This is a genomic window from Pseudomonas lactucae (assembly GCF_036688725.1).
Classification (GTDB): domain Bacteria; phylum Pseudomonadota; class Gammaproteobacteria; order Pseudomonadales; family Pseudomonadaceae; genus Aquipseudomonas; species Aquipseudomonas lactucae.
Genome location: NZ_JAQQPT010000003.1, coordinates 223,336 through 244,284, shown reverse-complemented (window position 1 = coordinate 244,284; position 20,949 = coordinate 223,336). Strand labels below are relative to the sequence as shown.

18 protein-coding genes are annotated in these 20,949 nt (G+C 61.0%); 12 read left to right on the top strand and 6 right to left on the bottom strand.

The window, feature by feature from the left end; all coding sequences use genetic code 11:
- Positions 1–74 precede the first annotated feature (74 nt).
- Entirely contained in the window at positions 75–2,264 is a 2,190-nt protein-coding gene (locus V6M90_RS04680) for a patatin-like phospholipase family protein (protein ID WP_332846149.1), read from the bottom strand.
- An 84-nt stretch (positions 2,265–2,348) separates the two neighbouring features.
- Between V6M90_RS04680 and V6M90_RS04675 the strand changes: the two genes are divergently transcribed.
- The gene (locus tag V6M90_RS04675) at positions 2,349–2,636 is read left to right on the top strand and encodes a SelT/SelW/SelH family protein (protein WP_003175342.1); all 288 of its coding nucleotides are present in this window, start codon (positions 2,349–2,351) and stop codon (positions 2,634–2,636) included.
- A gap of 41 nt (positions 2,637–2,677) precedes the next feature.
- Here V6M90_RS04675 and V6M90_RS04670 read toward each other — a convergent pair whose 3' ends face one another.
- A complete protein-coding gene (locus tag V6M90_RS04670) occupies positions 2,678–2,959 on the bottom strand; it encodes a hypothetical protein (RefSeq protein WP_332846148.1) in 282 nt (93 codons plus the stop codon).
- 127 nt (positions 2,960–3,086) lie between these two features.
- Entirely contained in the window at positions 3,087–3,971 is an 885-nt protein-coding gene (locus V6M90_RS04665) for a DMT family transporter (RefSeq protein ID WP_003175340.1), read from the bottom strand.
- 190 nt (positions 3,972–4,161) lie between these two features.
- On the opposite strand from V6M90_RS04665, the gene V6M90_RS04660 reads away from it, so the two are divergent.
- Entirely contained in the window at positions 4,162–4,971 is an 810-nt protein-coding gene (locus V6M90_RS04660) for a UDP-2,3-diacylglucosamine diphosphatase (protein ID WP_141063591.1), read from the top strand.
- A gap of 62 nt (positions 4,972–5,033) precedes the next feature.
- Here V6M90_RS04660 and V6M90_RS04655 read toward each other — a convergent pair whose 3' ends face one another.
- From V6M90_RS04655 to phhA, 3 genes are all read right to left on the bottom strand, one after another.
- A complete protein-coding gene (locus V6M90_RS04655; RefSeq protein WP_332846147.1) occupies positions 5,034–6,227 on the bottom strand; it encodes an amino acid aminotransferase in 1,194 nt (397 codons plus the stop codon).
- Positions 6,227–6,583 (bottom strand): 4a-hydroxytetrahydrobiopterin dehydratase, encoded by a 357-nt coding sequence (locus V6M90_RS04650; RefSeq protein WP_003175337.1) that lies wholly within the window; start codon positions 6,581–6,583, stop codon positions 6,227–6,229. Before V6M90_RS04650 ends, V6M90_RS04655 begins: the two co-directional genes overlap by 1 nt.
- A gap of 99 nt (positions 6,584–6,682) precedes the next feature.
- Complete coding sequence (gene phhA, locus V6M90_RS04645; RefSeq protein WP_332846146.1) at positions 6,683–7,474, bottom strand: phenylalanine 4-monooxygenase; 792 nt, start codon at positions 7,472–7,474, stop codon at positions 6,683–6,685.
- A gap of 257 nt (positions 7,475–7,731) precedes the next feature.
- Between phhA and V6M90_RS04640 the strand changes: the two genes are divergently transcribed.
- From V6M90_RS04640 to V6M90_RS04595, 10 genes are all read left to right on the top strand, one after another.
- Positions 7,732–9,294 (top strand): sigma-54-dependent phenylalanine hydroxylase transcriptional regulator PhhR, encoded by a 1,563-nt coding sequence (locus tag V6M90_RS04640; RefSeq protein WP_042945085.1) that lies wholly within the window; start codon positions 7,732–7,734, stop codon positions 9,292–9,294.
- Between the two features lie 265 nt (positions 9,295–9,559).
- Positions 9,560–10,300: a flagellar basal body rod protein FlgF gene (locus tag V6M90_RS04635; RefSeq protein WP_003175334.1), complete on the top strand. Its 741-nt coding sequence runs from the start codon at positions 9,560–9,562 to the stop codon at positions 10,298–10,300.
- Between the two features lie 80 nt (positions 10,301–10,380).
- Positions 10,381–11,166 (top strand): flagellar basal-body rod protein FlgG, encoded by a 786-nt coding sequence (flgG, locus tag V6M90_RS04630; protein WP_078734118.1) that lies wholly within the window; start codon positions 10,381–10,383, stop codon positions 11,164–11,166.
- Between the two features lie 53 nt (positions 11,167–11,219).
- Complete coding sequence (flgH, locus tag V6M90_RS04625; protein WP_003175330.1) at positions 11,220–11,915, top strand: flagellar basal body L-ring protein FlgH; 696 nt, start codon at positions 11,220–11,222, stop codon at positions 11,913–11,915.
- A gap of 27 nt (positions 11,916–11,942) precedes the next feature.
- On the top strand, positions 11,943–13,031 hold the full coding sequence (locus V6M90_RS04620; RefSeq protein ID WP_141063612.1) for a flagellar basal body P-ring protein FlgI: 1,089 nt from the start codon (positions 11,943–11,945) through the stop codon (positions 13,029–13,031).
- A 10-nt stretch (positions 13,032–13,041) separates the two neighbouring features.
- Positions 13,042–14,307 carry a flagellar assembly peptidoglycan hydrolase FlgJ gene (flgJ, locus tag V6M90_RS04615; RefSeq protein WP_332846145.1) on the top strand — a complete coding sequence of 422 codons (1,266 nt, stop codon included), beginning with the start codon at positions 13,042–13,044 and terminating at the stop codon, positions 14,305–14,307.
- Between the two features lie 10 nt (positions 14,308–14,317).
- Positions 14,318–16,354: a flagellar hook-associated protein FlgK gene (gene flgK, locus V6M90_RS04610; protein WP_003175327.1), complete on the top strand. Its 2,037-nt coding sequence runs from the start codon at positions 14,318–14,320 to the stop codon at positions 16,352–16,354.
- Positions 16,355–16,368: 14 nt separating this feature from the next.
- Entirely contained in the window at positions 16,369–17,952 is a 1,584-nt protein-coding gene (locus tag V6M90_RS04605; RefSeq protein ID WP_003175326.1) for a flagellar hook-associated protein 3, read from the top strand.
- A gap of 277 nt (positions 17,953–18,229) precedes the next feature.
- Positions 18,230–19,159: a ketoacyl-ACP synthase III gene (locus tag V6M90_RS04600; RefSeq protein WP_003175325.1), complete on the top strand. Its 930-nt coding sequence runs from the start codon at positions 18,230–18,232 to the stop codon at positions 19,157–19,159.
- A 274-nt stretch (positions 19,160–19,433) separates the two neighbouring features.
- Positions 19,434–20,879, top strand: a complete 1,446-nt coding sequence (locus tag V6M90_RS04595; RefSeq protein ID WP_141063592.1) for a flagellin N-terminal helical domain-containing protein — start codon at positions 19,434–19,436, stop codon at positions 20,877–20,879.
- Positions 20,880–20,949: the final 70 nt, after the last annotated feature.

Here is a 20,949-nt window from a genome sequence, read left to right as displayed (position 1 = left end):
AGCGGGTTTGTTGTGGTAGCGGGGCAAGCCCGCTCACCACAAATGTCCCTCCCACAGTGGATGTGTGTGTGGCGCTAGAACGTCTGGCCGAGGTTCAGGTACACCGCCTTCTGATTGTCGTCATTGAACCCATAGCTGAAATTCAACGGCCCCAACGGCGTATCAAACCCGAGGAAAATACTCGCTGCGTTGATATAGCCGCTGTCGAATTCGTTGTCGTTGTTCCACGCCCGGCCCCGTTCCAGCGACGCTCCCATATACAGCGGGAAATCCAGCGGCAGGTACGAACGCGGCGTCAGCCGGCGGTAGTACACGGCACGCATCAGGCTGATGTTCTGCCCCGAGACCGCATCCTGGCGGAACCCCGACAACTGCCGCGCACCGCCCAGCAGGTAGCTCGAAATCACCACGTCCGCACCATCCAGGGTGCGCCCGTAGCGTCCGCCCAGAACGAGGGTGTCCGGTCCATGGCTCATGGCCTTGTCCAGCTTGAATTCCCACTGGCGGTAGCGTTGGTCCGAGCCCAGGCCCGGTTCGAACTCACGGAAGGCCAGGCCGATGTCCTCGCCGGTGTGGGGGAAGTACACGTTATCCAGGGAATCGAAGGAATATTTGAGTTCGTAGAACCCTTCGTTGAAGCTCACGCTGGGTAAGTTACGGTCGCCGATGCGCACGTCCGCCTTGCCCCAGGCCTCGCCGACGCCGAAGCGGATCTCGCCGCTGTTGCCGATCTGTCGACCCACATTCAAGCCGAAGCCGTAACGTTCCAGGCGGTATTCGGAGATCGGGTCGTTGTCCAGGATCAGCTCGACGTTCTGCGCCTGGGCGCTGAGGTAGGGCGCGACAAAGTAGCGCGAGCCGGTGTCCATCGGTTGGTAGAACTCGCTGTACAGTTCCTGCCGATCACCGATCTGCACGCGCGTCAGCCATTCGGCCCCGAGGCGGTTGATGCCGTTCATGCGATAGCTGGCGCCGAGGTTGAAGGCGCTGTCGCCGCGCATGTCGTCCGACAGGTTCAGGCCCAGGCGCAGGTAATCGGTGCCGGCGCGTTTGCCGCGGGCGCTGATCACCAGGGTGTTGTCCTGGCCCTTTTTCACCACGCGGTATTGCACCTGCTCGAAGTAATCCAGGCCGTACAAAGTGCCCATGTCGGTTTGCAGGCGGCCCAGGTGCAGTGGTTCGCCCAGAGGTTGGCGGATGTAGTAGCGGATCACGTCGTCGCTGACCTTGGAGTCGTTCTCCACCTTGATGGCGGTGATCACCGGGGTGCGCTCACCCGGCGTGCGTGCCGCGACCAGCGTCGGGTCGATGGGTTCGGCGGGGCGCAGGTGGGCCAGGCGCAGGTCGAGGGCGCGGGTGGCGCGGTAGCCGGCGTCGATCATGTCCTTGGCACGGCCGAAGTCCGTCACCCCGTAAGCGCTCAGCGGCGGCTGGATCAGCACGTCCTTGGGGTGCAGGGCCTTGAGCTGTTCTTCGGAGTTGCGCCGGGTCATCAGGGTGATGGATTGGTTGAGCACGTCCACCACCGTGGCCAGTTGCTTGCGTGAGCGCAGCGGGGTGCCGATGTCGACCACGATAGCAATGTCGACGCCCATTTCCCGCGCCACATCCAGCGGGATGTTATCGGTCATGCCGCCGTCCACCAGCAAACGGCCGTCCAGCTCCACTGGCGCGAACACTGCCGGGATCGACATGCTGGCGCGGATCACCTGGGGCAGGTGCCCCTTGCTGAACACGACTTTTTCGCCGGTGGTGATATCGGTGGCCACGGCGCGGAAGGGGATGGGCAGCTTGTCGAAGTTTCGCGTGTTGCTGCTGTGGGCGAACATGCTTTCCAGCAGCAGCGCGAGGTTCTGGCCCTGGATCACGCCCAGTGGCAGGCCGAGACTGCCGTCATCGCGAAAGCTCAGCTTCTGCTTGACCAGGAAATCCCGGTCATCCTGCTTGCGTCGAAACGGCACGTCTTCGCGGGGCGGCGCATCGGACAGGGCTTGTTGCCAGTCGATACTCAGCGCGAGCTTTTCCAGTTCGTCGATCTTGTAGCCCGAGGCGTACAGCCCGCCGATCACCGCGCCCATGCTGGTGCCGGCGATGGCGTCGATATGAATGCCCTGTTCCTCCAGCGCCTTGAGCACACCAATATGCGCCAGGCCACGGGCGGCGCCGCCGGACAGCACCAGACCGATTTTAGGGCGTGGCGGCTCGACGGCGTCGGCAAGCAAAGGGATGAGGCACAGGAACAGGCAGGACAACAGGCGGCGCATCATGAATCTCGAGGCTGGGCGACAAAGGCCGGTATTATAGCCGTCCGATCCGCCTCCCTTGTCATGCCTGGAGTCAGTCAAACCATGTCCGTGAGCAAACCCGAGATCGTCATCACCTATTGCACCCAATGCCAATGGCTGCTTCGCGCTGCCTGGCTGGCGCAGGAGCTGTTGAGCACCTTTGCCGAAGACCTGGGCAGAGTGTCGCTGGAGCCTGCAACGGGCGGCGCGTTTCGTATTACCTGCGACGGCGTGCAGATCTGGGAGCGCAAGGCTGACGGCGGGTTTCCCGAAGCCAAGGTGCTCAAGCAGCGCGTACGCGACCGGATCGACCCGCAACGCGACCTGGGGCATAACGAGCGCACGCAGTGAAGGTCACCGCCGCTGCCGCACGGTGACCGGTACGCGCGTGGCTACTTGTCGGCCATCTTGCTTTTGATGAAGCCCACGAGCCACGTCAACACCAGGCCTCCGAAGCCACCGCCGAGAATATTGCTGCCGACCGCCGCGACATCCAGTGCTTCGCCGCCGGCGGTGCCGGTGAGCGCTGACATTAGCTGGCCCAGCAGCAGGCCTCCGATAGTGCCTATGATGGTATTGGGCCCGGTGCCCAGGCTCTGTTTGGTCATGCCGGCCAGATTACCGCCAACGGCGCCGCTGATGACCTGGACCAGCAAGTTGATGAGCATTTCCATGTTGAAACTCCTGCATAGCGTTTAGGGAGTGACCACTCGCTTGCAGCAACTTCAAACATCATGGCTGTCGTCGAGGAGTCTTATCCGGTGAACGACGACAGACTGTTGCGGATGCGCACAGTATAGATCAGGCCGCCGTAACCGGCGGCTTGGCCTGGCTGGCACTGCCCATCAGCCCCGACAGCACGATGGCGACGATGATCAATGCGCCCCCCAGCAGCATGCGCAGGGTGGGCGTCTCGGCGAACAACAGCCAGGCCACGGTGATGCCGTAGACCGGCTCCATGGCAAACACCACCGAGGCGGTACGCGCCTTGATCACCGCGAGGCTGGCGACAAACAGGCTGTGGGCCAGGCCGGTGCAGAACACGCCGAGCAGGCCGATCCACAACCAGTCCAGCGCCCGCACGTGCGCCAGCCCCGGCGCCGCCACTGGCAGCAGGCACAGTGCAACCACCACGTTCTGGCACAGCGCGGCCTGTACCGCCGGAATTCGCCCGGAACTGGCGCGATTGTTCAGCGACAACAGGGAGAACAACAGCCCTGAGGCGATGCCCCACAGCAGGCCGCCGGTGGCTTCGCTGGCGAGGTTGAAATCCGGCGTCACCAGCACCAGCCCAACGCTGACCAGTACTACCAGGACGATTTCATTGGTACGGATGCGCTCGCGGAAGATCAGCCCTTCAAGGATCACGGTAAACGCCGGGAACGCCGTGAACCCTAGCGTGGCAACTGCCACACCGGCCACCTTGACCGCGATGAAGAACGTCACCCAATGCGCCGCCAGCAACACGCCGCTGACCAGCAGGCGTCGCCAGTCGCGTGGCTCAAGGGTTTTCCAGGCGGTGTTGCTGGCAAACCGGGCAAATACCGCCAGCGCCAGCACGGCAAAAACGGCGCGCCCAAATACGATGATCGACGGCGAGGCGGCCGCCAGTTTGCCGAACACGCCGGTAAGGCCAAACATCAGTGCGCCGATGTGCAGGGCGCCGAGGGCTGAGCGGGGAGTCATTGCAATCCTTTGAACGGACGAGGTAACCGCCTTGCAGTCTAAAGGGTTGGTCGTGCCGATGTCTTTGGGCTGCGGCGCGTTTTGCCTGACAGGGTGATGTGCTCATCGCTGTCATCAGACTGACGCACCGTTGTCATGGGCTATTAATCGCCAGGGCGCAAGCTCGCTAAAACAGCGCCGAGGGATGCCCATGACCAGTGCCGAGTTCACCCAGCCCAGCCGTAAGCAGCGGGTGCGAACCCTGTGGATTTCCGATGTGCACCTGGGCACCCGGGATTGCCAGGCCGAACACCTGTCGCAGTTCCTCAAGGGTTACCACGCCGACAAGGTGTACCTGGTGGGCGACATCATCGACGGCTGGAAAATGCGCGGCGGCATGTATTGGCCTCAAGCCCACACCAACGTGATCCGCCGCCTGCTGACGATGGCCAAGCGTGGCACCGAGGTGATCTACGTTACCGGTAACCATGACGAGTTCCTGCGCCGCTACTCCAAGCTGATCCTGGGCAATATCCAGTTGGTCGACGAGGCAGTGCACGTGACCGCCGATGGCCGTCACCTGTTGGTGATCCATGGCGATCAGTTCGATGTGATCACCCGCTATCACCGTTGGCTGGCATTTCTCGGCGACTCGGCCTACGAGTTCACCCTGACCTTGAACCGCTGGCTGAACCACTGGCGGGCGCGGTACGGCTATGGCTATTGGTCGCTGTCGGCGTATTTGAAGCACAAGGTCAAAACCGCGGTGAGTTTTATCAGCGATTTTGAAGAGGCCATCGCCCATGAAGTGACCAAGCGCGAGTTGCATGGCGTGGTGTGCGGGCATATCCACCATGCCGAGATTCGCAAGGTGGGCGAGGTGGATTACCTCAACTGCGGGGATTGGGTGGAGTCGTGCACGGCGTTGATCGAGCACTGGGATGGGCATATCGAGTTGTATCGATTGGCGGATGCACAGGCCAGAGCGGCACTGCTCAAGGCTGAGATGGTCACAAACTGAAGGTCCACCACAGTCCAAATGTGGGAGGGAGCCAGTCTCTCCCTCATTTGGAAGCGGTTTCTTCAGTTGCAGACGTCTGCGATGGCTTGGGCCAATAGCGCCAACCGCGTTGCATCCGCTCCCGCCACGTTGGCCCGTCCCGAACTGACCATATACACACTGTGCTTCTCGCGCAGTTGCTTCACTTGCTCGGCACTCAAGCCGGTATAGGAAAACATCCCGCGTTGCGCGCCGATATGTGCAAATCGCTCAGCCAATCCATGGGGTGCCAGTGCGTCCACCAGCCCGGAACGCAACTGCGCGATTCGTGCGCGCATGGCTTCGACTTCGCTACTCCACAGGGCTTTGAGCTCGGCGTCACCGAGGATGGTCGCTACCACCGCAGCCCCATGATCCGGCGGCGTCGACCACAGGTTTCGGGCGATATTCGCCAGTTGGCTGCGCACGTCGGTGAGTTTTTCCGCGTCCGCCGCACATACGATCAACGCGCCGACACGGTCGCGGTACAGGCCGAAGTTCTTCGAGCACGAACTGGTGATCAGTACTTCCGGCAGTTCAGCCGCAAACAACCGCACCGCCCAGGCGTCCTGCTCCAGGCCGTCGCCAAAGCCCTGGTAGGCGAAGTCGATCAGTGGCAGCAACTGGCGTTCGCGCACGATGTGCAGTACCTGGCGCCAGTCATCCTGGGACAGGTCGAAACCGGTCGGGTTGTGGCAGCAGGCGTGCAGCAGGACCACGTCGCCTTTGGGCACGGTGGAGAGCGTCGCCAGCATCGCCGCCACATCCAGGCGGTTGTCCGCGCCCACGTAGGGGTAATGGCTGACCTTGACTCCCGCCTTGGCGAAGAGCGTTTCGTGGATCGGCCAGGTCGGGTCGCTCAACCACACGCCACGGCCGGGCAGGTTGTGGGCGATGAAATCGGCGCTCAGGCGCAGGGCACCGGTGCCGCCAGGTGTCTGTGTGGCACCGGTGCGGCGGTCGCGGATCAGGGCTGAACCGGCACCGAGCACCAGTTCGCTGATCAGCGCGCCAAAGGCTGCATCGCCATGGCCGCCAATATAGGTCTTGGTGGTTTGCTGCTCCACCAGGCGCTGCTCCGCCCGCTTCACCGACGCCGGAATCGGCGTCAGGCCCTGGTCGTCCTTATAGACACCCACGCCCAGATCAAACTTGTTCGGGTTGGGGTCCTGGGCATACAGCTCCATCAACCCGAGGATCGGGTCGCCGGGAACACGGCCTATGGCATCGAAATGCATTACTTGCGGCCCTCGGCGCTCTTGGCCACTTCGTCGGTGCGTGCGGCCATGATGAAGTCGTTGCGGTGCAGGCCCTTGATGGAGTGGCTCCACCAGGTCACGGTGACTTTGCCCCATTCGGTGAGCAGGCCTGGGTGATGGCCTTCGGCTTCGGAGATTTCGCCCATGGCGTTGGTAAAGGCCAGGGCAAATTTGAAATTCTTGAACAGGAAGACTTTTTCCAGCTGCATCACGCCATCGCGCACTTCGATGTTCCAGTCGGGGATCTGCTTGAGCAGTACCGGCAGTTCTTCGTCGCTGACTTGCGGGGCATCGGCGCGGCAGGCTTCGCAGTGGGCTTGGTTCAAGGTGGTCATGTGCGGTGTCCTGAATTCGAATGATTGAAGATCAGTGAGCGTCACCCTAAAGCAACGCGGGGTCAGGGAAAAGACTCACCTGGCCTTAAAAATCGTGGTTTACGCGGCTTTGGGTTTGGGCGGGAATTTGGGGGCGTGCAGACCCAACTGCATGCCGCGTTCGACCATGCCCATGATGTCCTCCTGCGCCACTTCGAACAGGCGCTTGAGCTCGGGCAGCACGAAGTAGAGCGGTTGCAGGATGTCGATGCGATACGGCGTGCGCATCGCTTCCAGCGGGTCGAAGGTCTGGTGCTCAGGTTCGTCCGACAGGCAGTAAACACTTTCTTTAGGTGACGACAGAATCCCGCCGCCGTAGATGCGCAGGCCGGCGGGCGTGTCCACCAGGCCGAACTCGATGGTCATCCAGTACAGGCGCGCCAGGTACACGCGCTGTTCCTTGGTGGCCGCCAGGCCGAGCTTGCCGTAGGTGTGGGTGAATTCGGCGAACCAGGGGTTGGTCAGCAGCGGGCAATGGCCGAAAATCTCGTGGAAAATATCCGGCTCCTGCAGGTAATCCAGTTCTTCACGGGTACGAATAAAGGTCGCCACCGGAAACTGCTTGTTGGCGAGTAGCTCAAAGAAGGTCTGGAAGGGGATCAGTGCCGGCACCCGGGCGACTTGCCAGCCGGTGGTCTCGGCCAGCACTTTATTGATTTCGCCCAGTTGGGGGATGCGGTCCAGGGGCAGGCCGAGTTTGTCGATGCCGTCCAGGTATTCCTGGCAGGCGCGACCCTCGATCACTTTCAGTTGGCGCGTGATCAGGGTGTTCCACACCGCATGTTCTTGCGGCGGGTAGTGGATAAAACCTTGCGCATCGGGCTCGCGTGCCACGTAGTGCGTCTGCTTCATACGGCTCTCCTGCTAGGCATTCGTTCTTGTTATGTCCTGCGATGCACCTATTGATAACCCGTGGAGGGCGGGATTCCATCCGGCTGCGAGGTGCGCATGTAGGAAAAATGGCTGGATTTCGTAAAGTATTCGTTACGGTTGCGTGGCTCGTCGCCGCATTGGGCTGGGAAAAGCCCACAAGCTGTCACATAATCTTGACGACTATCTGCGCCCAGCGACAAAAAGACGCGGCGCTTCCCCACTTTTCGGGTCTTTTCATGCGTATCAAAGTGCACTGCCAGAACCGCATCGGCATCCTGCGGGACATTCTCAACCTGCTGGTGGAGTACGGCGTCAACGTCGCCAAAGGCGAGGTCGGTGGGGAACATGGCAATGCCATCTACCTGTTTTGCCCGAACCTGGTGAACATGCAGTTTCAGGCGCTGCGCCCGCAGTTCGAGGCGATTGCCGGCGTGTTCGGTGTAAAAAGGGTAGGGCTGATGCCCAGCGAGCGTCGGCATATGGAGCTCAACGCCTTGCTCGGTGCCCTGGAGTTTCCGGTGCTGTCCATCGACATGGGCGGTTCCATCGTCGCCGCCAACCGTGCGGCGGCGCAATTGCTCGGCGTACGCGTGGACGAAGTGCCGGGCATTCCGCTGTCGCGCTATGCCGAGGATTTCGACTTGCCGGAACTGGTGCGCGCGAGCAAGTCGCGGATCAATGGCCTGCGGGTCAAGGTCAAGGGCGACGTGTTCCTGGCGGATATCGCGCCGCTGCAATCCTCCGAGCACGATGACAGCGAAGCCATGGCCGGCGCCGTGCTGACCCTGCACCGCGCCGACCGCGTGGGTGAGCGCATCTACAACGTGCGCAAGCAGGAGCTGCGTGGCTTTGACAGTATTTTCCAAAGTTCCAAAGTCATGGCGGCGGTGGTGCGTGAAGCACGGCGCATGGCCCCGCTGGATGCGCCTCTATTAATAGAAGGCGAAACCGGTACCGGCAAAGAGCTGTTGGCGCGCGCCTGTCACCTGGCCAGCCCACGCGGGCAATCGCCGCTGATGGCGCTGAACTGCGCCGGGTTGCCCGAGTCGATGGCCGAGACCGAACTGTTCGGTTACGGCCCTGGCGCATTTGAAGGCGCGCGGGCTGAAGGCAAGCTCGGGCTGCTGGAATTGACGGCGGGGGGTACGTTGTTTCTCGATGGCGTGGGGGAAATGAGCGCACGCCTGCAGGTGAAATTGCTGCGTTTTCTGCAGGACGGCTGCTTCCGTCGGGTCGGCAGCGACGAAGAGGTGTACCTGGATGTGCGGGTGATTTGTGCGACCCAGGTGGACTTGTCCGAACTCTGCGCCCGTGGCGAATTCCGCCAAGACCTCTATCACCGCCTCAATGTGTTGTCGCTGCATATCCCGCCGCTGCGCGAATGCCTTGATGGGCTGGCGCCGTTGGTTGAGCACTTTCTCGATCAGGCCAGCCGGCAGATCGGTTGCCCGCTGCCCAGGTTGGCGCCGGCGGCCATGGAGCGACTGAGCCACTACCACTGGCCGGGCAATGTGCGGCAGTTGGAAAACGTACTGTTCCAGGCGGTGTCGTTGTGCGAGGGCGGGACGGTCAAGGCTGAGCATATTCGCCTGCCGGATTATGGCGTGCGTCAGCCGCTTGGCGATTTTTCGCTGGAAGGCGGCTTGGAGGCGATTGTCGGGCGGTTCGAGAAGGCGGTGCTGGAAAGTTTGTATGCCGAGCACCCGAGCAGCCGCCAACTGGGTAAGCGCCTGGGGGTGTCGCACACCACCATCGCCAACAAACTGCGCGATTACGAAATCCTCAAGACTGACAAATAACCACCTGACACCCTTGGGGTTAAAACTGTGGGAGGGAGCAAGTCGAATCGTCGTACCGCCCCTCCCACCTTTGACCTGTACTTGCCGCACGCGGCAGTAGTCCGCCGTTTTTTCGACTCTCTCCAACGCTCAAAAAGTCACGACCCGCCCGCAAACCCCCGTCCAGCCTGCACTTCACCCTCTTTTAGAAAGTTGGTTCGCAAATTGCTTAAGCCTCATCAGTACAGCGGTGGGCGGCAAGCCTGCGTCAGAAAGAGGAAAGAGCGTGGACAAGTACCTTTATGTGGCAATGACCGGCGCCAGCCAGAATGCACTGGCGCAGAAGGCCCATGCCAACAACTTGGCGAACATTTCCACCAACGGTTTTCAACGCGACCTGGAACAGGCGCGTTCGATGCCGGTGTTCGGTGACAGCTTTCCGGCGCGGGCCTTTGCCATGACCGAACGTCCAGCGACCGACTTCAGCCCTGGGGCGATGATCGAGACCGGTCGCGACCTGGACGTGGCCGTCAACGGTGATGGCTGGATGGCCGTGCAGACCCCGGACGGCGGCGAAGCCTACGTGCGCAGCGCCAGCATGAACGTCGACGCGTTGGGCGTACTGCGCGCCGGTAACGGTATGCCGATCATGGGCAACGGTGGCCCGATTGCCGTGCCGCCGCAGCAGAAGATCGAAGTGGGCGCCGACGGCACCATCAGTATCCGCGCCATGGGCGAAGGCCCGCGCGTCATGGCCGAAGTGGACCGTATCAAGCTGGTCCAGCCGGACCTGAAGAATATGAATAAAGGCCTGGACGGCACCATCCACACCAAGGATGGCAAGCCGGCCGTGGCCGATGCGAGCGTCAAGCTGACCTCGGGCTTCCTGCAGGCGAGCAACGTCAATGCCGTTGAAGAAATGACGGCGGTGCTGGCGCTTTCCAAGCAGTTCGAGCTGCACATCAAGATGATGAACAGCGCCAAGGAAGACGACCAGGCCATGACCCGCGTCATGTCGATGAGCTAATCGCCCTTTTTAAATAACGTTGGCTTTTAAATAAACAGCGCAGCACGGCGCCAACAAACAGGCGCACAGAGGAGAACAGCATGCTTCCGGCTCTATGGGTTGCCAAGACAGGTCTGTCCGCCCAGGACACCAACCTGACCACCATTTCCAACAACCTGGCGAACGTCTCGACCACGGGTTTCAAACGTGACCGTGCCGAATTCCAGGACTTGCTCTATCAGATCAAGAAGCAGCCAGGCGCCCAGTCGACCCAGGACAGCGAGCTGCCGTCCGGCCTGCAACTGGGTACCGGTGTGCAGATCGTCGGCACCCAGAAAAACTTCAGCGCCGGTAACCTGCAGCAGACCGGCCAGCCGCTGGACATGGCCATCAACGGCCGGGGTTTCTTCCAGATCCTGCAACCGGATGGCACCACGTCCTACACCCGTGACGGCACTTTCCACCTCGATTCCAACGGTCAGATCGTCACCGCCAACGGTTTTTCCCTGGAACCCGCCGTGATCGTGCCGGCCGATGCCAAGACGTTCACCGTCGGCAACGACGGCACTGTGTCCATCACCGTGGCCGGCAACCCGGCCTCGCAAGTGATCGGCAACCTGCAAACCGCCGACTTCATCAACCCGGCCGGCCTGCAGGCGATGGGCAACAACCTGTTCCTGGAAACCGCTTCCAGCGGCGCGCCGCAAATCGGCACCCCTGGCCTGAACGGTTTCGGCACCACGCTGCAAAGCACTCTGGAAACTTCCAACGTGAGCACCGTTGAAGAGATGGTCAACATGATCACCACTCAACGCGCCTACGAGATGAACTCCAAGGTGATCTCCACCGCCGACCAGATGCTCTCGTTCGTTACGCAGAATCTGTAATCAAGTCTATGGGGCGCCTTAGTCAGCGCCTGCAACACCGTGAGGTAAGGGTCATGAATCGCTATGTTTCCGTTTTGGCATTGAGTGGGATTGCCGTGCTCGCGGGCTGTGTCGCCCCGACGCCAAAACCCAATGACCCGTACTACGCACCGGTGTTGCCGCGCACGCCGTTGCCGGCGGCGGCCAATAACGGCTCGATCTATCAGGCTGGTTTCGAACAGAACCTGTACAGCGACCGCAAGGCGTTCCGGGTCGGTGACATCATCACCATCACCCTGAACGAGAAGACCCAGGCCAGCAAAAACGCCAACTCGCAGATCGGCAAGACCAGCAAGGCGAGCCTCGGCCTCACTTCCTTGTTCGGCGGCGTTCCCAACACCAATAACCCATTGGGCAGTGGTGACCTGAGCCTCGACGCAGGCTACAGCGGCGACCGCGCCACCAACGGCAAGAGCGCGGCGGCGCAGGGCAACACCCTGACCGGTTCGATCACGGTGACGGTGGCGGATGTGTTGCCCAACGGCATCATCGCCGTGCGCGGTGAAAAGTGGATGACCCTCAATACCGGTGACGAGCTGGTGCGCATCGCCGGGATGGTACGCGCCGATGACATCGCCACCGACAACACCGTGCCGTCGACGCGGATTGCCGATGCACGCATTACCTATTCGGGTACGGGTTCGTTTGCTGATGCGAGTCAGCCGGGCTGGTTCGACCGCTTCTTCCTTAGCCCGCTGTTCCCTTTCTAGGTGGCCACTTTGAAACTCAAACAGCTGATGGCGGCCGCACTCCTGCTTTCCTTGAGCGCTGTCGCCCAGGCCGAACGCCTGAAAGACATCGCCAGCATTTCCGGCGTGCGGTCCAACCAGTTGATCGGCTACGGCCTGGTGGTGGGGCTTAACGGTACAGGTGACCAGACCACCCAGACCCCGTTTACCCTGCAGACCTTCAACAACATGCTCTCGCAGTTCGGCATCAAGGTGCCTGCGGGCTCGGGCAACGTGCAGCTCAAGAACGTTGCGGCGGTGTCCATCAGTGCCGACTTGCCGGCGTTCGCCAAGCCGGGCCAGGTGGTGGACATCACCGTGTCGTCCATCGGTAACTCCAAAAGCCTGCGTGGCGGCACCTTGCTGATGACGCCGCTCAAAGGTATCGACGGCAACGTCTACGCCATCGCCCAGGGCAACCTGGTGGTGGGCGGGTTTGACGCCGAGGGCCGGGACGGTTCGAAGATCACTGTCAACGTGCCGTCGGCCGGCCGTATTCCCGGCGGCGCCACGGTCGAGCGCACCGTGCCCAGTGGTTTCAACCAGGGCAACAGCCTGACCTTGAACCTCAACCGCTCCGACTTCACCACCGCCAAGCGCGTGGTCGACAAGATCAACGACATGCTCGGTCCAGGCGTGGCTCAGGCCCTAGATGGCGGCTCTATCCGCGTGACTGCACCGCTGGACCCAAGCCAGCGCGTGGATTACCTGTCGATCCTGGAAAACCTTGAAGTCGACCCGGGCCAGGCGGTGGCCAAAGTCATCATCAATTCGCGTACCGGTACCATCGTGATCGGCCAGAACGTCAAGGTGTCGCCGGCAGCGGTGACCCACGGCAGCCTGACCGTGACCATTACCGAAGACCCGATCGTCAGTCAGCCTGGGCCGTTGTCCAATGGTCAGACGGCGGTGGTGCCGCGCTCGCGCGTGAATGCCCAGCAAGAAGCCAAGCCGATGTTCAAGTTCGGCCCCGGTACCACCCTGGATGAGATTGTCCGCGCGGTGAACCAGGTGGGCGCAGCCCCCGGCGACTTGATGGCGATCCTCGAAGCGCTGAAACAGGCCGGCGCCTTGCAAGCCGACCTGATAGTGATCTGAGGCCATGGTCATGGACATGCGCAAGAGCGGTCTCACCAGCACGGCGGACTCGGGGTCTTACTCCGACCTGAACCGGCTTAACCAGCTCAAGGTCGGTGACGACAAGAACAGCGAAGGCAACATGCGCAAAGTGGCGCAGGAGTTCGAGTCGCTGTTCCTCAACGAGATGCTCAAGTCGATGCGCTCGGCCACCGAGGTGTTGGGTAAGGACAACCCGATGAACACCCCGGCCGCCAAGCAATACCAGGAAATGTACGACCAGCAGTTGGCCGTCTCGATGTCCCGCGAAGGTGGGGGTATCGGCCTGGCCGACGTGCTGATGCGCCAGATGCAGAAGAACAAACCCGTGGACGCCCAGGCGGCCACCTTGCAGGGCCCGGCGGCTGCCGAGCCTGCGAAGAAAGTCGACGTGCCGACCGAAATTGCCGCCGGCACCCAGGCCTCCGGGCCGCTGGGCCGCTCCAATGGTCAGCGTCCATTGTGGGCCTATCGCGTGGCGGAACCCCAGGCCGGTGCGGCTGCTACCCACAGCAACGACGTGGAGCTGATGAACCAGCGCCGTATCGCCTTGCCGAGCAAACTCACCGATCGCCTGCTGGCCGGTATCGTGCCGACCACCCAGGTCGCCACCGAAGCCAAGTCCGCGCCGCTGCGTAACAGTGCGTTGCAAGACAACGTGGTCAACAGCGCCGCGCGCAGCTTTGCCGTGCCCAGCGACCGCATGCAGATCTACAGCCGCGCCGTGGCCCAGCCACCGTTGGCGCCGGCGAAGAAGGCGTTCAGCTCGCAGGATGAATTCGTCGCCACCATGTTGCCGATGGCCAAGGCCGCTGCCGCGCGCATTGGTGTCGATCCGAAGTACCTGGTGGCCCAGGCCGCGCTGGAAACCGGCTGGGGCAAATCGGTGATGCGCGCCGAGGACGGCAGCAGCAGCCACAACCTGTTCGGCATCAAAGCCGGCCAGAGTTGGCAGGGCGGCCAGGCGCGTGCGATCACCAGCGAGTTTCGCGACGGCGCGATGGTCAAGGAAACGGCGCAGTTCCGCTCCTACGACTCCTACCAGGACAGCTTCCACGACCTCGTGACCTTGCTGCAAAGCAATGATCGCTATAAAGAAGTTGTGAAGTCGGCCGACAACCCGGAACAGTTTGTGCGCGAGTTGCAAAAGGCCGGTTACGCCACTGACCCAGCCTACGCCAGCAAGATTTCGCAGATCGCAAAAACGATGAACAGTTACCAGAATTACGCTGCCGCGGGCGCGACCACTCATTTATAAGGTCTGAACCATGAGTTTGCTCAATATCGGGATGTCGGGGCTTAACGCCGCTCAAGGATCGTTGTCGGTTCTGAGTAACAACATCGCCAACGTCAACACCCCGGGATACTCACGTCAGCAGACCACTCAGAACGCCGGCGCCAGCAATCCCTACGGCGGCGTGTACATCGGCACCGGTACGACGCTGGCGGATGTGCGCCGCATTTATAACGATTTTCTGGGCGCGGCCTATCAAGGCAGCACCGCCCTCAACAGTGACGCCACCACTTACGCGGGCCAGGCCGCTGCGATCGACAAGACCCTGTCGGACAAGTCGACCGGCATGTCGGCCGTGCTCAGCGCATTTTTTGCCTCCCTGCAGACCGCGGCGGCAACGCCCAGCGATGTGTCCGCGCGGCAGTTGCTGGTCACCAGCGCCCAGACCTTGAGCAACCGCTTCAACGCGATCTCCACGCAATTGACCCAGCAGAAAGAAGGCATCAACGCCCAACTGAGCACCATGAGCGACCAGGTCAACAAACTGACGTCGTCGATTGCATCGCTCAATGCTCAAATCACCACCGCCCAAAGCTCGTCGACCAGCGCGCCGGCCAACTTGCTGGATGCGCGTAACGAGGCTGTGCGTTCGCTCAATGAGCTGATCGGCGTGACGGCCACCGAGAAAAACGGTCAGTTCAGCATCAACACCGGCACCGGCCAGTCGTTGGTGGAAGGGAACATCGCCAATACGATCTCGGCGGTGCCGAGCAAGGCCGACAACAGTCAGTACACCATCCAGCTGAACATGGGCGACACGGCAATTGACATCGGTAATGTGGTCAGCGGCGGCAGTATTGGCGGCCTGTTGCGTTATCGCAGCGATGCGCTGATGCCCGCCATCAATGACTTGGGGCGCATCGCCATTGCCACCGCCGACAGCGTCAACAGCCAGTTGGGGCAGGGCCTGGACCTGAACAGCGATTTTGGCTCCTCGCTGTTCGGCGACATTAACAGCGCCATCGCGATTGCCCAGCGAAGCCAGGCGTCAACGGGTAACAGTGCGGGGTCGGGCAACCTGAATGTGACGATTGCAGACAGCAGCAAGCTGTCGACCTTTGACTACAAGGTGACCTTCACCAGCGGTAACCTGTACAACGTGGTGCGCTCGGACGGCAAAGCCATGGGCTCGTTCGATACCACCACCACGCCCCCACCGGTGATCGACGGCTTCACCCTGGCGTTGGATGGCGCGGGCCCGGTCGCTGCCGGTGACAGCTTCAAGATCAGTCCGACGGCCAACGGCGCCAGCGGTATCAGTGTCGAGCTCAAAGATCCGAACAAACTTGCGTTTGCCGCGCCTTTGGCCGGTAACGCCAGCAAGACCAACACCGGTACCGGTGCGTTCACGCCGCCCACCTTGACGGTGCCGATCGATATCAATGGTGGCGCGGCCACCGCCCAGTTGCGCACCGGAATCGAAAACTCGATGCCGGTGAAGATGCTTTTCGGCAAGCCTGCGGCGGATGGTACCCAGCCGTATTCGATCAGTGATGCCCAGGGCAATCCGCTCGGCACCGGCACCATCATTCCGGGGCAGGGCAACAAGATCACCATCAACGTGCCGATGCGCGATGCCGCCGGCGCGTTGATTCCGGGCAAAAGCTTCAGTTTTGACACCAGTGTGTCCGGCGCGCCCGCCGACGGCGACAGCACGACCTTTTCATTCAATAGTGGCGCCACGTCCGATGGTCGCAATGCCCAGCAGTTGCTGGGGTTGCAGACCAAGGCGACGGTCGGCGCGGTGGATGGCAATGCGGGCGTGAGCCTGGTCAGCGCCAACAGCCGGCTGGTGTCCCAGGTGGGCTCCAAGGCAGCCCAGGCCAATACCGACAGCACCGCCACCGGCGCCTTGCTGGCGGCGAACAAGGCGGCCAGCAACTCCGTGTCCCAGGTCAACCTGGACGAGGAGGCGGGCGACATGATCAAGTTCCAGCAGTACTACACGGCGTCGTCGCAGATCATCAAGGCCGCGCAAGAAACCTTCAGCACACTGATCAACGCCCTTTAAAGGAGTCTGGAACGATGCGTATCTCTACACAGCAGTATTTCGACACCAGCTCCACCAAGTACCAGGACAACTATTCTGGTGTGGTGAAGGCCCAGGATCAGGCCTCTACCGGCGTGCGTGTGCAAACCGCTTCCGATGACCCGGTGGCCGCGGCCCAATTGCTGATGCTGCAACAACAGAAAGACATGCTGGGGCAGTACAACGGCAACATCACCACCTTGCAGAACTCGCTGAACAACGAAGAAAGCGTGCTGTCGAGTATCAGCCTGGCGATGCAGACCGCCAGTGGCCTGGCGCTGCAGGCGGGTAACCTGCAGATGAGCAACGATGATCGCAAGGCGATCGCCGCCCAGGTGGGAGCGCTTGAGGATCATGTGCTGGGCCTGCTCAACAGCAAGGACTCCAGCGGCAACTACATGTTCTCCGGGGCCAAGACCGACACGCCACCCTACAGCCGTAACAACGATGGCACCTACACCTATCAGGGTGATGAAACGCCGTTGAGCCTGCAGGTATCGAGCAACCTGTCGATCTCCATGGGTGATACCGGCAAGACCCTGCTTGAAAGTTCTTCCAATGTCGGTCGCACCCAAACCACGCTGTTGCCGCCTTCGGTCAATGACGGCAAGGTCTCGATCTCGGCCGGCCTGGTGACGTCCGGCACGGCTTATACCAAGAGTTTCGCCGATGGCCAGCCGTACAAGCTGACTTTCGCCAGCAGTACCCAATACAGCGTGACCGACAACGCGGGTAATGACGTCACGTCAGAGATCACCGGCAACGGTACGTTCGACTCCACCAAGGAAGGCGCGGCCAGCGTCAACCTGCGCGGGGTCAAGTTCGACATCACCTTGAACCTGGGGGCGGGTGTCGCCTCGGGGCCTCCCTCCGATGCATTGGTGGCCGGCAAGGAATTCACCCTTGAAAGCAAGCCGGATACCTTCAGCAGCTCGCGTACGGCAAGCAATGCATCCACCGCGCAGCTGACCGGTGGTCGCGTCACCGATCAGGCCGCGTACGCCAGCACTTTCCCGAACTCGGGGGCGGTGATCAAATTTACCAGCGGTACCGCCTACGACGTGTACGCCCAGCCCTATACGGTTGATAGCAAATCCATTGCCTCGGGCACCATTGCCGCGGGCGCGACAACAGTCACCACGGTCGGGGTGACCTTTGATGTGAGCGGCACGCCGGGTGCCGGCGATCAGTTTTCGATCGGTGCCACGAGCAATAAGAACATGAACGCCCTGGATACCCTGGGCCAATTGCGCAAAGCCCTGGAGGCTCCGGCGGATGGTGATCTGATTGCCAGGGCCAAGCTCAAGGATGTCATCAATACCTCCATCGGCAACCTGGCCAACGCTGACGCGCAGATCAACCAGGTACGCGGCTCCATTGGTGCGCGGCAGAACGCCTTGGATATTCAGGGCCAGGAAAACACCAGCCTGGGTCTGGCCAACACCTCCACCATGTCATCGCTGGCAAACGTCGATATGGGGCAGGCTGCGATTGACCTGACGTTGCAGCAGACCATGCTGCAGGCGTCGCAACTGGCCTTTGTGAAAATCTCCCAGTTGAGCCTGTTCAGCCGCATGTAATGGGCTGTCGGCGCAAGCGGCCCACCCTGGCGACAGGGTGGGCCGTTGTCGTTTCTGGCGCCGTGAATGTTGCGGGGTTTTGCATAAAGCGCACAAAATTGAGTGACCTGTGAGTCATAAAGCGCATCTTCACTGTATCGTATGAAAAGGATAAGTTGTCGCAGCTTCTTTACGCGGCGGCTTTCAGCGATTTTTTACGGGGTTATCCCCTTTATTGTCAGCGCTCCCGGCGTAGCCCGAGGGGTGTTATCCAGCTATTTAGTATTGGGAAGCCACAATGATTGGCATAAAAAGCATCGCCAGTTACGTGCCGGCGGACGGTATCGATAACTACGCCCAGGGTGCCAAATTCGCCAAGGATGAAGAATTCATCATCGGCAAGATCGGTTCGGCGTTCCTGCCACGCAAGGAAGCGGCGCAGGAGACCTCCGACCTGTGTGTCGAGGCGGCCAATGCCTTGTTTGCAGCCAACCCTGGATTGTCGCGCGAATCGATCGATGCGGTGATCGTCGTGACCCAGAACGGCGATGAGGAAGGGTTGCCCCACACGGCCGCCATCGTCCAGGACAAATTGGGCCTGCCGACTCACGTGGCGGCGTTCGATATTTCCCTGGGCTGCTCCGGCTATGTCTACGGCATCTATGCGATGAAAGGCTTCATGGAAGCCACCGGCCTGAAGAACGGTCTGCTGATCACCGCCGACCCTTATTCGAAGATCGTCGACCCGGAGGACCGCAACACCACCATGCTGTTCGGCGATGCCGCCACGGCCACCTGGATGGGTGAAGAGGCTCCATGGCAGTTGGGCAAGGCGAAATTCGGCACTGACGGTTCGGGCGCGCCGCACCTGAAGGTCAGCGACGGTGTGTTTTTCATGAACGGTCGCCAGGTGTTCAACTTCGCGTTGCTCAAGGTTCCCGCGCATTTGCACGAGCTGCTCAACGAATCGGACCTCAAGGCCGACGAGATCGATGCGTTCTGCATCCACCAGGGCAGTGCGGCCATTGTTGACGCCGTGGCGCGGCGTTTCGAAGACGCGCCGGTAGAGAAGTTCATCAAGGACATGGTCGAGACCGGCAACACCGTGTCATCGAGCATTCCGTTGCTGCTGGAAAAGCACGTGATGGATGCCACGTGGAAGCGCGTGGCGATCAGCGGTTTCGGCGTGGGCCTGTCGTGGGGCTCGGCGATTCTCTATCGTCCATGACGTTTCAGTAGACCGGTTCTGCATAAAAGCAAACGCCGATGATCAAAAGATCATCGGCGTTTTTTATTTGGCGCCAAAAAAAACCATAAAATCACGGGTTGGAGTCGGCCTAAGGCCTTGAATTACAAGGGGTGGCACGGCGCCATTAAAAAAAATCAAAAAAATCCTCAAGCAACCGGCTACCACGACGATAACTATTACGTAGGTTCTCTAGGCCACACCCGGCGGTTGCCAGGGCCGGAAGCCGCAGTACACCACCCACGAGGATTTCGTCATGGCATTAACAGTAAACACCAACCTTGCTTCGTTGACCGTTCAGAACAACCTGAACAAGGCTTCCGGCGCTCTGCAAACTTCCATGCAGCGTCTGTCCTCCGGCCTGCGTATCAACAGCGCCAAAGACGATGCGGCCGGCCTGCAAATCTCCAACCGTCTGACCAGCCAGATCAACGGCCTGGGCGTTGCGATCAAAAACGCCAACGACGGTAGCTCGATTGCTCAGACCGCTGAAGGCGCGATGCAGCAGTCCACCAACATCCTGCAAAGCATGCGTACCCTGGCCCTGCAATCGGCCAACGGCTCGCCAAGCGCTGAAGACCGCAAGTCGAACCAGGCTCAATACGCTGCTCTGACTGCTGAACTGACCCGTATCGCTACCACCACCACCTTCGGTGGCAAGAACCTGCTGGACGGTTCTTTCGGTACTACTTCGTTCCAGGTCGGCGCCAACGCCAACCAGACGATCGACATGAGCATCGGTAACGTTGCAGCCAACAACATTGGTTCGCAGCAGCTGAAAAGCCAAGGCGTTGCTCCAAGCGCGACCGGCGTTGCCGGCGGTGCAATCGACGTTACCGGTGGCGGCCAGTCCAAATCCCTGACCATCGCTGCCGGCGCTTCCGCCAAGCAGATCGCTGCTCAAATGAACGGCGCTGTCGGCGGCCTGGCTGCTACCGCCAGCACCACTGCTCAGTTCACCGTTGACGCCACTGCCATTGCTGCTGCAACGCCTGCCAGCGCCAACTTCACCCTGCAAGTGGGCAGCGGTACCGCAGTCCAGTTCACTGGCGTGACCAGCACTTCGGACCTGGCTGACCAACTGAAGTCCAACGCTGCCAAGCTGGGCATCAGCGTAAACTACGATTCGACCACCAACGCGCTGTCGGTCAAGTCCGATACCGGTGAGAACCTGACGTTCAACGCTGGTGACGCTGGCGCTATCGCAGGTGTCAAGGTTGCTACTCTGGATGGCACTGGTACCGCAGGTACCGCTGTTGCTCTGGCTGCTACCGCGATCATCGCTACTGGTGCAGTTTCCCTGAACTCCTCCAGCAGCTACTCGCTGAGCGGCGCAGGTGTAACTGGTCTGTTCGCAGCCGCTGGTACTGCTGCCAACTCCACCAAAACCACCGTCAACAACACTGACATCACCTCTGCTGCCAACGCACAGAACTCGATCGACGTGATCACCCAGGCGATCTCGGACATCGACTCCCAGCGTGCCGGTCTCGGTGCTGTACAAAACCGTTTCGACAATACCGTTGCCAACCTGCAGAGCATTGCAGACAACTCCAGCGCCGCTCGCGGTCAGATCCAGGACGTTGACTACGCTGCAGAAACTGCTCAGCTGACCAAGCAACAAACCCTGCAACAGGCTTCCACCGCGATCCTGTCCCAGGCCAACCAACTGCCATCCGCTGTACTGAAGCTGCTTCAGTAATAGCCATCGGTAGATGACTGACGGAAGGGCGCGTTTACGTGCCCTTTTGTCTTTTGCGTGATGAGGAGAT